The sequence below is a fragment of the Mesorhizobium sp. M7A.F.Ce.TU.012.03.2.1 genome (assembly GCF_004006095.1).
Classification (GTDB): Bacteria; Pseudomonadota; Alphaproteobacteria; order Rhizobiales; family Rhizobiaceae; genus Mesorhizobium.
Window position 1 is genome coordinate 3,131,951 of record NZ_CP034779.1, and the last position, 14,837, is coordinate 3,146,787.

Genomic DNA, 14,837 nt, shown 5'->3' on the forward strand with positions numbered 1-14,837 from the left:
GCCGGGGAGCCCAAGCTTCCCGGCCCATCTTCATCGACGGTTTGACCTCCGGCGCAAGGTTGCCATGGCTGCCTCAAGGGGTTAACGGGCGCGGCGAAAACCGCACCATCTGGACAGCAGGAACTGGACTATGGGCAAGGTAACAGGCTTTCTCGAAATCGACCGGCAGGTGCACAAGTACCAGCCGGCCTCCGATCGCATCCGGCATTTCCGTGAATTCACGCTGCCGATGTCTGACAAGGAGGTCGAGAAACAGGCCGCGCGCTGCATGGATTGCGGCATTCCGTTCTGCCACGGGCCGACCGGCTGCCCGATCCACAACCAGATTCCAGACTGGAACGACCTCGTCTACAATGGCGACTGGGACAACGCGATCCGCAACCTGCATTCCACCAACAATTTCCCGGAGTTCACCGGCCGCATCTGCCCCGCGCCCTGCGAGGAAGCCTGCACGCTGAACCTCGAGGACATTCCCGTCGCCATCAAGACGGTCGAGCAGGCGATTGCCGACAAGGCCTATGAAACCGGCCACATCAGGCCCTATCCACCGGAGAAGAAAACCGGCAAGCGCGTCGCCGTCATCGGCTCCGGCCCTGCCGGCATGGCGGCTGCCCAGCAGCTTGGCCGCGCCGGCCACGATGTCCATGTCTACGAGCGCGAAAGCCGGCCCGGCGGGCTGATGCGCTACGGCATTCCCGACTTCAAGATCGAGAAGCACTATATCTGTCTCTTATACACNGAGCGCGAAAGCCGGCCCGGCGGGCTGATGCGCTACGGCATTCCCGACTTCAAGATCGAGAAGCACTATATCGACCGGCGCATCGAGCAGATGCAGGGCGAGGGTGTGACCTTCCATTGCGGCGTCAATGTCGGTGTCGACAAGCCGGTTGCCGAGCTGCTCGCCGAGCATGATGCCGTGCTCTATTGCGGCGGTTCCGAAACGCCGCGCTCGGCCGGCATTCCCGGCGACGATCTCGGCGGCGTGCATGACGCGATGCCCTATCTGGTGCAGCAGAACAGGCGGGTCGGCGGCGAACCGATCCAGTCGGTGGCGTGGCCGTCGCATCCGATCATCGCCGGCGGCCAGCATGTCGTCGTCGTCGGCGGCGGCGATACAGCGTCCGACTGTGTCGGCACGGCCTTCCGCCAGGGCGCCGTGCGTGTCACCCAGCTCGACATCCGTCCGCAGCCGCCGGAGAAGGAAGACAAGCTTTCGGTCTGGCCCTATTGGGCGACCAAGATGCGCACCTCGTCCTCGCAGGCCGAAGGCGCGGAGCGCGAATTCCAGGTGGCGACACTCGAATTCATCGGCGAGGAAGGCCAGCTGACCGGCGTCAAGTGCTGCGAGGTCGACGACAAGCGCAAGCCGATCGCCGGCACCGAATTCGTCATCCGTGCCGATCTCGCCTTCATCGCCATCGGCTTTGCCGGGCCGGCCGCGGCCGGTGTGGCGAAGGAATTGGACGGTGAGATGAAGATCGCCACCGACAGCCGCCGCTCCAGGAATGTCGAGGCCAATGACCGCGACTACAAGACCAGCGTCGACAGGCTCTATGCGGCCGGCGACGTGCGTCGTGGCCAGTCGCTGGTCGTCTGGGCGATCCGCGAGGGCCGCCAGGCGGCACGCTCGATCGACGAGGCGTTGATGGGGTCGAGCGTTCTCCCGCGCTGAACCCAGGAGCGTGCAGCGATACTAACGATTGATCGCGGTCGTGGTATCGGTCGCGGCCTTTGGCGGCCATGAGAAATCGTCGGCGCGGCCGGGCGATGCAATCGGTGCCTTGCCCTCGACCACAAGCTTTTCACCGGGCAAGTCCGGATTGGCCTTCGCCGGCGGTGCCGCGCCCAGCAATTCGGAGCCACCGTCGAGTGCCGGATCGCTGAGCAGCATCGGCGCGGTGCGGTCGATAACGATGGGGGCCGCGGCCGGCGCCGGCGCCTCGACAGGTGCGCCCGCCGGAGCGGACGGTGTAATCACGCTTCCAGGCGCGGTCAGGCCGAGGATCTTCAGCAGCGGTTTTTCGGTGTAGAAGGCGAGTTTGCGCTTGCCCGCCCTCGAGACGTTGATGCCGTCATCGGCGCGCAGCCGCACCGGCTGGCCGTTGATGTCGGGGCCGCTGGTGACGAAAGCACCGTTCTCATCGACAAAGCCGTCCCAGACGTCGACGAATTCACCGCCGTGGCTTTCAGCGGCCTGATGATAGATGTCGTTGAAGGCCAGCATATCGGAGGTCATCTTCGACACCCGGAACGCCGGCATGCCGACCCAGAGGAAGGGTACCTTTGCCTCCGCGACAGCTTTGCCGAACGCCTCGGTCCGAAGCTCATATTCCTTGGTCCAGGTTGCAGAGCGGGGCTGCTCGCGCACGTCACCCACCTTCATCTGCTGGCGGTCGTTGGAACCCAGCATGACGATCACGGCGGCAGGTTTTTCGGTCTCGATCAGCAATTTGATCTGTTCGGGCCAGTTGTAGAAATCATCGCGTACGAAGCCGGACGAGCCATTGCTGCGAACGACGATCCTGACGCCGGCATTCTCGGCAAAGGCGGTGTCGAGGCCTTCGGCGAGGCCGGCCGCCATGAAGTCTCCGACCACCAGCACGGTGCGAGCGTCCGGTGCCTTGTCGACCACCGGGATTTCCGGTTCCGCGGGCGGGCGCGGGGCGCGGGGTTTTTTCGCCTTGGGCCTGGGCCTCGGCTTCTGGATGTCCTGCGGCGGCTCGATCCGCTCGCTGCGGCGTGGGAACAGAAGGTCGCGCAGCGACCAGCCGCGGTTTTGCTGCTCCTGCGCCATGGCCGGCGCATGAAAGGCGCCAGCCACACCGACGGTGAGCACGATCACGGCCAGGATGAGCACCGGCATGCGACGAACAAGCCCTGCGATGCGCGCAGCCGAAGCCAATCGTTTCCTCCATCCCTTGGCGCAGCAAATGCCGCGCCAACCAGATTGCTACAGCGTCCTTTGCGCGCCCGAAAGGCCGCGCGGCACCGCAGGCGGCTCTATTTCTGCCGGAGCCACTTCAGCACTTCCATGCTCGGGTAACCGTCCTGGGTCAAGCCGGCCTTGGCCTGGAAGGCCAAGATGGCTGATTTCGAGCCGTCGCCGATCTTGCCGTCGAACTTGCCGTCATAAAGGCCATGTTGGGAAAGCCGCTGCTGCAGCTCCTGCCTTTCCTCGAAGGTGAGCTTGGTGAAAGGCCGCTTCCAGTCCTGCACGAGACCGCTGGAGCCGGCGATTTCGTCGGCAAGAAGGCCGACGGCCAGCGCATATTTGTCGGCGTTATTGTAGGCTTTGATGACCGTGAAATTCTTGATCATCAGGAAGGCCGGCCCGTTGCGGCCGTCCGGCACCTTCAGCGTCGCCTTGTCGGAGCCGTTCTTGAACGGCTTGCCGTTGGCCCTGACCACGCCGAGCGCCTGCCATTGCGACAGTGTTTTCGAGCCGCCGGGAAGCTTTCCAGCGGGCAAAGCAACCTCGTAGCCCCAGGTTTTGCCGGCCTGCCAGCCATTCTTCTTCAACAGGTTGGCTGAGGTCGCCAGCGCATCGGGAATCGAATTCCAGATGTCGCGTTTGCCGTTGCCGTCCATGTCGACGGCATAGTGGAGATAGCTGGTCGGGATGAACTGGGTATGGCCCATGGCGCCGGCCCAGGATCCGCTCAGATGGCTTTCGTCGATGTCGCCGGTCTGCAGGATCTTCAGCGCGGCGACCAGCTGGGTGCGGGCGAATTTCGCCCGCTTCGGATCGGCATAGGCCAAGGTCGCCAGCGAGCGCACGACATTGCGCATGACGTCGTCGCGCTTGAGGATCTCGCCATAGTTCGATTCCATCGACCAGATGGCCAGCAGGATGTAGCGGTTGACACCGAACCTGGCCTCGATCCGGTCCAGCCACGGCTTCCATTTCCTGGCCATCTGCTGGCCGACGGCGACCGACTGGTCATGGACGCGATTGTCGAAATAGTCCCAGGCAGGGGCCGTGAATTCAGGCTGCGTACGCGCCTTCTCCAGCACCACCGGATCGATATCCCTGATGTTCCTGAAGGCCTGGTCGTAGAGGGCGCCGGAAACGCCGCTCTGCACGGCGGTGGCGCGGAAGCCGGCGACCCACTGCCGGAAACCGGCATCGGCGAAAGCGGGGCCAGGCATCAGCAGAGCGAGCGATAGGCTGGCTGCCGCCATGACGCTGGTAAAAATTTTTGCGGCATTGCGAACGGACATCTTTTCCTCCTTCTCTGTCTCAGGAAGACCATTCATCGCCGAACCAGGTTAGGAATTAGTTTACCATAGGCGCCACCGGGAACGAAAAGACGCTTCGAAGCTTTACCGGTGGACATTCCTCTCAGTTGCCCAGTAGTCCCGAATTCCGGCGTGAAAATGTCTTGGAACGGGGATTGCGGAGCTGGCCCTCAAACGGATAATTGAAAGCATGAAGAGAGTTCGCAAGGCAGTCTTCCCGGTCGCCGGTCTCGGCACACGGTTTCTCCCGGCCACCAAGGCTGTCCCCAAGGAAATGCTGACCGTCGTCGACCGGCCGGTGATCCAGTATGTGGTGGATGAGGCACGCGAGGCCGGCATCGAGCATTTCATCTTCGTCACCGGCCGCAACAAGGCCGTCATCGAGGACCATTTCGACATCCAGTTCGAACTCTATGACACGCTGGCCCAGCGCGGCAAGGACGACCAGCTCGCCCGCCTGCAACGGCTGCAGCCGGCGCCGGGGCAGACCAGTTTCACACGCCAGCAGGTGCCGATGGGACTTGGCCATGCCGTCTGGTGCGCCCGCGAACTCGTCGGCGACGAGCCCTTCGCGCTGTTGCTGCCCGACATGATCATGCAGTCGGAGAAGAGCTGCACGAAGGCAATGGTCGAGCTCTACGAGGAGACCGGCAACAACATCATCGCGGTGCAGGAATGCGCTCCCGCCGAAACCCACAAATACGGCATCGTCGGCCGCGGCGAGGACACGCATCACGGTTTCCGCATCACCGAGATGGTGGAAAAGCCGAAGGCCGGCACCGCGCCGTCCAATCTTTACATCAACGGCCGCTACATCCTGCAGCCGGAGATCTTCAAGATCCTTGAAGGCCAGGAAAAAGGCGCCGGCAACGAGATCCAACTCACCGACGCCATGCTGAAGCTGGAAAAGCAGCAGCCTTTCTACGGCTACCACTATCGAGGCCGCACGTTCGACTGCGGATCGCCGGAAGGCTTCGTCGAGGCCAACGTCGCCTTCGCGCTGTGGCGCAGCGACATGAACGAGAACATGGCCGGTGTGATCCGCACGCTTCTCGATGAGATGAAGCCATCCGAGCGCCGCGGCGCCGCATCTTAAGTCGATGTCGATGTTCAGCCGGTCCGCGGAAGGGCCGGTCTGATCTCAACGCACGTTTGGCACGCAAGCCCTCAGCGCTGCACTTTCACGCCGAGGAAGATGCTGTTGGCGGTGTAGTCCCGGCCCGGCAGATTGCTGGTCAGCTTCTCGGTCCTTACCCTTGTGGTGAGGCCGGCGTAGCGGTTCAGCCACCAGGTCAGTCCGGCCTCGGCGCTCAACACCCTGTCATGGCCATCGATGCCGATGTAATCACGCCAGTCGAGGCCCAGAGCCGCATTGGCGGTGAGGTTGGCGCGAATCTGGCGTTCGCCGGTCAGGCGACCGGAATAGAGGATGTCGCCGCTTTCGCCTGATGTGGTCGTGGGCTCGACGGTGGTCCGCCCGGTCAGGCCGATCGTGGTGCCGCGCTCCGGTGACCATTTGAGGTCGGCGTTGACGGTGGCACCGGAGATTGCATCAAGGTTTTTGTCGTCGATCGCTTCCCTGAGCCAGCCGGCCGAGAATTCGCCCGACAGCTTCTCGCCCATGTCGAGTGCAAGGCCAGCGCGGGCGCCGAGCCGCGTCGACGAGCGCTCGAAGCCTTCATTGTCGATGCGTTGATCATAGGTCCGGCGGCCGACCTCGATTTCAGTGAACGGGGTCAGGGCAGGGGAGATCTCGTAGCCGGTGCGCAACGTCGCGGTGTAGAGCGTCGAGTCCTGATCCTTCTGCGACAGCGAGGTGCCGTCCGAGAGCTTGGCGTCGCCGTAAAAATCGTGCGAGACCGCGCCGGTTAGCGTGTACTGCATCTTGCCGAGATGCTTTTCGACGGCGAGGCTGCCATCGATGGTCTGCCGCAGCGGTTGCTTGCTGACGCCGGCAATGGCGTCCGGTGATGATGCCGATTCCGGCACGGCCTCGTAGCCGAGCTTGGCGATGGCGCGCAACTCATTGTCGAGGTCGACATTGAGCTGGCCTTCGATGCGCCCTTGCTCGTCGTGAACCGGGTAACCGGAGACGGTCTCGCGAAACAGGCCATAGCCGTCGATCGTGGCGGAGTTCTCGCGCCAGTCGGATGCGGCGGAAAAGCGCAGCGCCGTCTCGGACAGCAGCGCCGACGTGCCGGCACTGCTCGAATCGCCGTTCGAGGTGGCGGTCAGGCCCTGTTCGATCGTCGGCCGGATGACGAAGGAGCCCCATTTGACGCCGGTGGCGGCAAACGGATCATCCTCCAGCTTCTTTTTCTGGCCTTCGATGGCGTCAGTGCGCTCCGCGCCTGGGTCGAGCTTCTGCCTGTCGGCACTGTCGATGGTGAGGGCGCGGCGGTTGGCTGTGTCCTCGTCTGTCTCTTCACCTTCGGTGGCATCCGTCGTGGAGGCGGTCGTGGAAGCGGTGATGTCGGAGGTGCCGGCCGTCGATTTCTTTTTCTTTTTCGACTTGTCGGCAGCCTTGTCCTTGGCCTGGTCAGCCGCATTCTGCCCGGCGGTCGATGAGCGGCGGCGAGGCTTGGGCGGCGCCGCGATGTCGGCGGACGTGTCGTCAGTGGCTGCCGGCGGGTCGAAAAGGCTGCCGGTCGCGGTGGCGTCGCCAGTGTCGGCGTCGTCTGGCACGGCACCGGCGCTGGCCGGCAGATAGGTGCGGGCCGGCGCATTGTCCTGCGCGGCATTGGCCGGCTGTTGACCCTGCGCTGCCAGGGCCAGCTGTCTCGCCTTGCGCTGCTGGTCGGACAGGATCGCCGATTCCGAAACCTCGCCGCGCAGTTCGGTTTCCTGGGCATGGAGCGCAGTCGGGCGCAGCAAGGCAAACATGCTGGTTGCCAGCAGCAAGGCGCAGACAGCCTTGCCCTTTCTTCCTGTCGAATTTTCTGGCTGGGCCCCGGACATCGCCACCACTGCTTGCGCGGCGCACGCGCGCCATACTTACCGAACCGTAAATGGGGATGGTTAACGGAGGGTTGAGGCGGCGGCCCGTCAACCAGCTGAAGCGCTGATTTCCAAAGGGATTCATACCGCCTGCGTTAAGCTTTTGATTTTCGCGCCTGCCGTCGTCAAAACCACCGCGCACGTTCGGGCAACATGCCTTGGGCCATTTCTGTTGGACAGCGCGCCGGCAAAGCGCTAATCGCATCAGCCATGCATGCGGGATCCCTGGATAAGAAGCCTTCGGACAGGCAAGCCTCGATCGCTTCGGCGCTGAGGACGGTGGCAACCGAACAGGCTGGGGTTGCAGCCCTTGCCGAGGCCTTGGAGAACGGATTGGCCGCGCCTTTCGCGCAGGCGGTCGAGATGATCTCCGGGATTGAAGGCCGGCTCATCGTCACCGGTGTCGGCAAAAGCGGCCATATCGGTTCGAAGATCGCGGCGACGCTGGCCTCGACCGGCACGCCGGCTTTCTTTGTCCATCCCGCAGAAGCCAACCACGGCGATCTCGGGATGATCGCCAGGGACGACGCCATCATCGCCATGTCGTGGTCGGGCGAAAGCAAGGAACTGATGGGCATCGTCGCCTATTCCAGGCGCTTCTCCATCCCGCTGATCGCCATCACCGCCGGAGAGACATCGGCGCTGGCGCGGGCGGCGGACGTGGTGCTGTTGCTGCCGCGCGCGCCTGAAGCCTGCCCGCACGGCTTGGCGCCGACGACATCGACGCTGCTGCAACTGGTGATGGGCGACGCGCTGGCGATCGCGCTGCTCGAAGCACGCGGCTTCACGCCGGATCATTTCCGCACCTTTCACCCGGGCGGCCAGCTCGGCGCCAACCTGACGCAGATCCGCGAGATCATGCATGTCGGCGACAGGCTGCCGCTGGTGGTTGCGGGCACCGGCATGCATGACGCGATCCTGGAACTGTCACGCAAGGGATTTGGCTGCGTCGCGATCACCGACGCAGACGGTGCGCTGGTCGGCATCATCACCGATGGCGACATCCGCCGGCACATCGGCAGCAACCTGCTGGCGATGACGGTGGATCAGGTGATGACAAAAGGCCCGAAGACCGCGACGCCGGACACGCTGGTCGCAACGGCGCTGCAGACGATCAACAATTCAGCCATCACCAGCCTGATGGTGGTGGAGGGCCGGAAACCAGTCGGCCTCATCCACCTGCACGACCTGCTGCGTATCGGCGCCGCCTAAGGTGTGCTGATCTTAAGGTGATGCCGGCCTGCAAACGACGGTTTCCTGCGCTTCCGGTGCTCACGTACCCAAAGTACGCTCCGCTCCGGTTCTCGGAACCCACCGTTTTCGACTCGGCCTGACCTGAATCTCAACACACCTTGTCCAAGCGGTGGGTTTCAAGAATTCAGACCGCCTCGACGGTCAGTTCCAGATCCGTGTCGGCCGCGCCCGTCACGCGCACTTGCGTGCCGGCCGGCAAATCCGGGCCGGAGACACGCCACAGCGTATCGCCCAGCTTGATGCGCCCGCGCCCGTCACGGATCGGCTCGGCAAGTGTCGCCATCCTGCCGACCATTTGCGCGCCGCGCCGGTTGAGCAGCGGCTGGTCGGTCGGGTCGTTGCGGCTGCCGACCAGTTTCTTGCCGACATAGGCCGAGACCAGCGACAGCGCCAGGAAGGCGAGGACCTGGACCTGCCAGGTCCAGAAGCCGGCGTCCCAGATCAGCAGCGACACAGCGCCGATGATCAGCGCGGCGATGCCGATCCACAGCATGAAGATACCCGGCGCGATGATTTCCATCACCAGCAGGACGAAGCCGAGAACCATCCAGTTCCACGGGCCGAGTTCGGAAACGATGCGGTCGATCATTGGTTTCGACCTCAGTTGTCGGTTGGGCGAACGACCGGCGGGCGCGCGGCCTGCCTCTGCGAGCCGGTCGTGCCTTCGCTGCGGAAGACTTCCTTGGCGATCTCGCCGATGCCGCCGAGCGAGCCGATCAGCGACGACGCCTCGAAGGGCATCAGCACGATCTTGCTGTTGGTGGCCGTGCCGATCCTGCCAAGCGCTTCAGTGTATTTCAGCGCCACGAAGTAGTTCAGCGCCTGCACATCGCCTTTGGAGATCGCTTCCGACACCACCTGGGTGGCGCGGGCTTCCGCCTCGGCCGAACGTTCGCGCGCCTCGGCATCGCGGAAGGCGGCTTCCTTGCGGCCCTCGGCCTCGAGGATCTGCGACTGCTTGAGGCCTTCGGCGGCAAGGATCTGGGCACGCTTGTTGCGTTCCGCGGTCATCTGCCGGCCCATCGATTCGATAAGGTTGGCCGGCGGGTTGATGTCCTTGATTTCGACGCGGGTGATCTTGATGCCCCACGGGTGGGCTGCCTCATCGACGACACGCAGCAGGCGCTCGTTGATGGCGTCGCGGTTCGACAGGAGTTCATCGAGATCCATCGAACCCATGACGGTACGGATGTTGGTCATCGTCAGATTGAGGATGGCGTTCTGCAGGCCGGAAACCTGGTAGGCGGCCTGCGCCGCGTTGAGGATCTGGAAAAAGGCGATGCCGTCGACACCGACAATGGCGTTGTCGCGGGTGATGATTTCCTGGCTCGGAACGTCAAGCACCTGCTCCATCATGTTCATCTTGGCGCCGATACGGTCGATGAACGGGAAAATGAAATTGAGGCCTGGGCTCAGTGTCTTGGTGTAACGGCCAAAGCGCTCCACCGTATAATTGTAACCTTGCGGGATTGTCCTGATGCCTTTGATCAGCAGCACCAATACCAGAAGTGCAAGTGCACCAACCGCAATATCGAAACCACTGAAATCCATTTGGCTCTCCCTCAGACGAAGGCCGCACAAGCCATTCTCGCGCCGCCGACTTCACCAAAGACTTAAGTGTATTTCAGATGCGTTACAATCAGGTGATGATGGATTGTTTATAGGGTTGCACTCAGCGGTTGAAGGCAAACAGCCTTGCATCCGTGTCGTCCAGCCCGTTGATCGAAGCCGGGACAATCTCGGAAGCGACCTGCGAGAAGGTGATGCCGTTGCCGCCGTAGCCCAGCACCGCATGGATGCGCGGGTGGCGGGGAATGGCGCCGATATAGGGCAGGCCGGTGGTCGTGGTGCCGAACGAGCCGGTCCAGGCAAAATCGGGCCTAGTGTCGAGATGCGGAAATATCAGGCCGAGTTTCTCGGCGATGCGTGTGCTCTTGTCGGCGATCAGCGCGTCGCGCCGCGCTTCGTCGATAAAATCCTCGTCCTCGCCGCCGCAAATGACCCGGCCGTCGACCGTCGTGCGCATATACAGATACGGCTCCGACGCTTCCCAGATGAACGCTGCGTCCGGCCAGAGCTTTCGCGGTTGCGGGCGTGTCGCAATCGCCCATGTCGAGATGATCCGGTGGGCGGTGGCCGGCACGATGTCGACAAGTTCGTAGCCGGTGGCCAGAACAACATGTCGTGCGGTTATGGTCGGGCCATCCCTGGTCGCGACGACAACAGCTTCGGCGCCGTCCTCGATCATTGTGGCTTCGACGGGGACATAGAAGCGTGCCTTGCGCTCCACGGATTTCAGCAGCAGCCCAGCCGTCAGCTTGCGTGGGTCGAGGGCGATATTGCCGTGGCCGAGAATGGCGCCTTCGCGGTCGATGCCGAATTTCTCGGCTAGCTGTTGTCGGGTTAAGCAGATGGCGCCGATGCCGGCTAGACGACGTGCCTCGGCCTCGTCGCGCAGTTCCGGCGGACCAAGCATCGTGCCGGCCAGATAGAGTGACGGCATGCGGCTCAGGCCACAGTTGATGCCGAGTTCGGCAATGCGTCCGGCGAGATTGGAAACGGCGAGCCGCGAGCGTCGCCAGGCCTGCTGGGCCGAAGCTCTGCCGACCATCTTCGAGAGCGTGGAGAGAGGCTGGTCTATTTCGAATGCCACCAGTGCGGTGGTTGCGGCCGTCGAGCCCTTCAGCGGGCCGCGCCGGTCGATGCAGATCACCCGATGGCCATCGGCCGTCAGCGCCTCGGCCATCATGGCGCCGCTGATGCCCATACCGACGACCAGCACATCCGTGTTGACGTCCAGGCCGTCCGTCGGCACCGCAGGCGCGCGATAGGCCGACCTGACGGGCTGGCCAGTTCGGAGGTCGAGTTTGCGGGGCATCGCATTCTCCGGAGGCGCGGCTTAACGCCCCGGAGCTTGTGTTGTTCCGGTTCAGACCCAGCCGGACAGTTCGCGCCGCACCATCGCCTCGATCACCGCCATCCCTTCCGCGCTATCGTTGAGGCAAGGGATATGGGCGAAATTCTTGCCGCCGGCATGGTGGAAGGTTTCAGCCGCCTCGCGGCCGATCTCGTCCAGCGTCTCGATGCAGTCGACGGAAAAGCCGGGATTGACGATAGCGATCGACTTGACGCCGTCCTGCGCGAGTTTTTCCACCGTCTTGTCGGTATAGGGCTGCAGCCATTCCTGCGCGCCGAAGCGCGACTGGAAGGTGATGATCAGTTTCTTGTCATCCCAGCCGAGCCGTTCGCGCAACAGCCGCGTCGTCTTCTGGCAATGGCAGTGATAGGGGTCGCCCTTCTCGAAATACGGTTTTGGAATGCCGTGATAGGAGGTGATGACCACCTCCGGCTCGAAGTCCAGTGTCGCCAGATGCCGTTCGATCGAGCGCGCTAGCGCCTCGATATAGACCGGCTCGTCATAGTAGGGCGGCACGCTGCGGACGGCCGGTGCACGGCGCATCTTCATCAGCGCGCGAAACAGCTGGTCGTTGGCTGTTGCCGTGGTCGTCGCCGAATATTGCGGATAGAGCGGAAAGGTAAGGATGCGATCGCAACCCTGGTCGACCAGACGCTGGGCAATGCTGGCGGTTGAAGGGTTGCCATAGCGCATTGCCCAGTCGACGACGACATCAGGCAGGTCGCGCAGCGCTTCGGCCAGCTTTTCGGCCTGGGCGCGGGTATAGGTGCGCAGCGGCGACTCGTTCTTTTCCCGGTTCCAGATCCGTGCGTAGTTGGCGCCCGACTTCTTGGGCCGCGTGGTGAGCACAAGGCCATAGAGGATCGGATACCAGATTGCCTTGTTGAGTTCGATGACGCGCGGGTCGGACAGGAATTCACGGAGATACCGCCACATCGGCTTGAAATCGGTGCCGTCGGGCGTACCCAGATTGACCAGCATGACGCCGATCTTGCCCGCCTTGACCGGCGGATGCCCAGCGGGCAACGGGCCGGGCGCCTTTGCGGCCTTGGGTTCGGCAGGGGTGGGAAGCGTCATAAGGGTTCTCCGGAAGACGCGAACCTAACCATCTTGCGCGCGCATTCAATGCAGCGTCTGGCCGCACCTTAAAGCGGATTGTCTGAATGGATTCAGACGACCCGCTTTAAGCCTTTGTTTTTATGCACCTCGTTCTCCGAAAACCGAGGTCACTTTGGGGCGACATGCATTAGCCCGAAAACAGGACGCCCGTCCGGTTTTCGGACGGGCGGTGTCATTCAGGCATATAGCGGGGCTATTGCGGCGGGATGGTCAGCGTTGCGCCAACAGGAAGCCGGCGCGGCTCATAACCCTTGTTGGCGCCCGAAATGACCTTCCATTTGGCACCGTCGCCATAGGCCTTCTTGGCCAGATCCCAATAAGTGTCGCCGGCAACGATGACATGGCTGGCTTCGGCCGGTGCGGCCTCCGCTGGCTTTGCCGGCTCGGCGGCGGGAGCCGGTGCCGCCGGGGCGGGGGCTGCTTCAGCCGGTTTTGCCGCCTCTGCCGGTGGCGCCGGCGGGGGTGGCGCTCCCTCTGTCGATATGGCCGGGGGCGTGTTGGCGATGTCGCCCGAGTTGGCCGGCAATTCGGGCATTGCCGGCGCCGCATCGGCAGGCTTGGCGGCTTCAGCCGGTGCGGGCGCCGGCGTGGCCGGCGCTGCTTCGGCTGGCTTGGCCGGATCGGTTGCCGGGGCCGCAGGCGCCGCGGCGACGGTCGCGGCTATTTCGGTGATGCGGCCGTCGAGCTTCGGCGTGTAGGGACGATGGGCGCCGAGATAGTCGGCGACCACCTGTTCGAGGCCGGGGCCGTAATCGTAGGCATTCTTGGCCTTGTCGGCGAAGATCTTGTAGCCGTCGCCGCCCTGGCGGACATAGTTGTTGGTTGCGACCAGATAGTCCTTGTCCGGCTTGATCGGTGTCCAGGCGCCGCCTTCCATGACTTCCACCGACTTGACGCGGCCGGCATTGGGCGCGACGGATTTGTCGAAGGAATATTTCAGGCCGGCGATCTGGGGGAAGCGCCCGGCGCCGTCCTCGACCTGGCTGAGGCCGCCCTCGAGGCTGGCCACCAGATCCTTGCCCGAAATCTGGAAGGTCGCCAGCGTGTTCTGGAACGGCAGCACGGTCAGCACTTCGCCCATGGTGACGGTGCCCTTGTCGATCGAGGCGCGCAGGCCGCCGCCATTGGAGATGACGATCTCGACGCCCTGTCCCTTGACGCGGTCGAGGATGGCGTCGGAGACGAGATTGCCCATCGCGCATTCGCGGGTGCGGCAGCTCTCGCGACTGCCGTCGATGACGTCGGTGGTTTCCGCCACTTCCTTGTTCTTCAACGCCTCGATCGGCGCCCCAAGCTCCTTGATGCGGGCGAGCACGGCCGGGTCGGGGGTGATCGACTTGTCGAGATAGACCGGGTCGCCGCTGGCCGATTTGACGACGCCGTTGTCGTCGAACACCACCTTGAACTCGCCGAGATATTTCGAGTAGGACGCCGCCTGCACCACCGGCACCTTGTAGCCGTCCGGATTGTCGACCATCGTCGGGTAGGGGCCTTCCGCCTTGGGGTCGGTGTTCGACAGCAGCGAATGGCTGTGGCCGCCGACGACGACATCGATGCCCGGGATCTTGGCAATGACGTCACGCTCGCGCCTGTAGCCGATATGGGTCACGGCGATGATCTTGTTGACGCCTTCGCCCTTGAGCTTCTCGACTTCGGCGGTGATCGACTTGACGTCATCCTCTATTGCGACGTTGGGTCCGGGGGAAGCGAGGTCCGGCGTGTCGTTGGTGATCGCGCCGATGATGCCGATCTTCTGGCCGCCGACTTCGACGACAACAGATGGCTTGACTCGGTCGCCGAGCTTGGATTGCGCGTTGGCCTTCACATTGGCGCCGAGCACCGGGAACTTGATCATGTCGAGGAACGGCGCCAGGGCCGCCTCGCCGTCGTCGAATTCATGGTTGCCAAGGGCCATGGCATCGAACTTCATGTCGTTGAGGAATTCGCCTTCGACCTTGCCCTTGTAGGTCGTGTAGAACAGCGAGCCCTGGAAATTGTCGCCTGCGCTGAGCAGCAGCACGTTCTGGCCTTGCAGCTTCTTGCGCTCCTGGGCGATCGCGGTGATCAGCCGGCCCGCGCCACCGATGCACTCGCCCTTGGTTTCCTCGTCCGCCGAGCAGGTCGATTCATATTTGTTGTTGCCTTCGATGCGGCTGTGCCAGTCGTTGATATGCAGGATGTTCAGCGTGTAGTCGGCAAAGGATGCGCCGGCCGACAGACCGAGGGCTGAGGCTGACAGGGCTGCAATGGCGGCAAGCTTCTTCATCTTCGTCTCCCGGAAAGCCGATCAGAGGCCATTAGCGCTCTTGCT

11 protein-coding genes are annotated in these 14,837 nt (G+C 63.3%); 3 read left to right on the forward strand and 8 right to left on the reverse strand.

All coding sequences use genetic code 11. The features are described 5' to 3' along the window. The first annotated feature begins 130 nt into the window (after positions 1-130). A complete protein-coding gene (locus EJ079_RS15130; RefSeq protein ID WP_127809386.1) occupies positions 131-1,672 on the forward strand; it encodes a glutamate synthase subunit beta in 1,542 nt (513 codons plus the stop codon). 21 nt (positions 1,673-1,693) lie between these two features. On the opposite strand, the gene EJ079_RS15135 is transcribed toward EJ079_RS15130, so the two are convergent. Continuing rightward, positions 1,694-2,902 carry a DUF459 domain-containing protein gene (locus EJ079_RS15135; RefSeq protein WP_127809387.1) on the reverse strand — a complete coding sequence of 403 codons (1,209 nt, stop codon included), beginning with the start codon at positions 2,900-2,902 and terminating at the stop codon, positions 1,694-1,696. A gap of 98 nt (positions 2,903-3,000) precedes the next feature. Next, on the reverse strand, positions 3,001-4,221 hold the full coding sequence (locus EJ079_RS15140; protein WP_127381663.1) for a lytic murein transglycosylase: 1,221 nt from the start codon (positions 4,219-4,221) through the stop codon (positions 3,001-3,003). 208 nt (positions 4,222-4,429) lie between these two features. On the opposite strand from EJ079_RS15140, the gene galU reads away from it, so the two are divergent. Then, entirely contained in the window at positions 4,430-5,335 is a 906-nt protein-coding gene (gene galU / locus EJ079_RS15145) for a UTP--glucose-1-phosphate uridylyltransferase GalU (protein WP_127270261.1), read from the forward strand. Between the two features lie 71 nt (positions 5,336-5,406). On the opposite strand, the gene EJ079_RS15150 is transcribed toward galU, so the two are convergent. Beyond that, positions 5,407-7,197 (reverse strand): outer membrane beta-barrel protein, encoded by a 1,791-nt coding sequence (locus EJ079_RS15150; RefSeq protein ID WP_164873792.1) that lies wholly within the window; start codon positions 7,195-7,197, stop codon positions 5,407-5,409. A gap of 249 nt (positions 7,198-7,446) precedes the next feature. On the opposite strand from EJ079_RS15150, the gene EJ079_RS15155 reads away from it, so the two are divergent. Next, positions 7,447-8,448 carry a KpsF/GutQ family sugar-phosphate isomerase gene (locus tag EJ079_RS15155; RefSeq protein ID WP_127272680.1) on the forward strand — a complete coding sequence of 334 codons (1,002 nt, stop codon included), beginning with the start codon at positions 7,447-7,449 and terminating at the stop codon, positions 8,446-8,448. A gap of 166 nt (positions 8,449-8,614) precedes the next feature. Here the strand turns inward: EJ079_RS15155 and EJ079_RS15160 are convergent, their stop codons facing one another. From EJ079_RS15160 to EJ079_RS15180, 5 genes are all read right to left on the reverse strand, one after another. Continuing rightward, positions 8,615-9,079: an NfeD family protein gene (locus EJ079_RS15160; RefSeq protein WP_023810067.1), complete on the reverse strand. Its 465-nt coding sequence runs from the start codon at positions 9,077-9,079 to the stop codon at positions 8,615-8,617. Between the two features lie 11 nt (positions 9,080-9,090). Continuing rightward, positions 9,091-10,041, reverse strand: a complete 951-nt coding sequence (locus EJ079_RS15165) for an SPFH domain-containing protein (protein WP_127809389.1) — start codon at positions 10,039-10,041, stop codon at positions 9,091-9,093. A 121-nt stretch (positions 10,042-10,162) separates the two neighbouring features. Continuing rightward, on the reverse strand, positions 10,163-11,368 hold the full coding sequence (locus EJ079_RS15170; RefSeq protein ID WP_127809390.1) for an FAD-binding oxidoreductase: 1,206 nt from the start codon (positions 11,366-11,368) through the stop codon (positions 10,163-10,165). A 51-nt stretch (positions 11,369-11,419) separates the two neighbouring features. Continuing rightward, a complete protein-coding gene (gene hemH / locus EJ079_RS15175) occupies positions 11,420-12,484 on the reverse strand; it encodes a ferrochelatase (RefSeq protein ID WP_127396644.1) in 1,065 nt (354 codons plus the stop codon). 235 nt (positions 12,485-12,719) lie between these two features. Next, positions 12,720-14,792 (reverse strand): bifunctional UDP-sugar hydrolase/5'-nucleotidase, encoded by a 2,073-nt coding sequence (locus EJ079_RS15180; RefSeq protein WP_127809391.1) that lies wholly within the window; start codon positions 14,790-14,792, stop codon positions 12,720-12,722. Between the last annotated feature and the right edge of the window lie 45 nt (positions 14,793-14,837).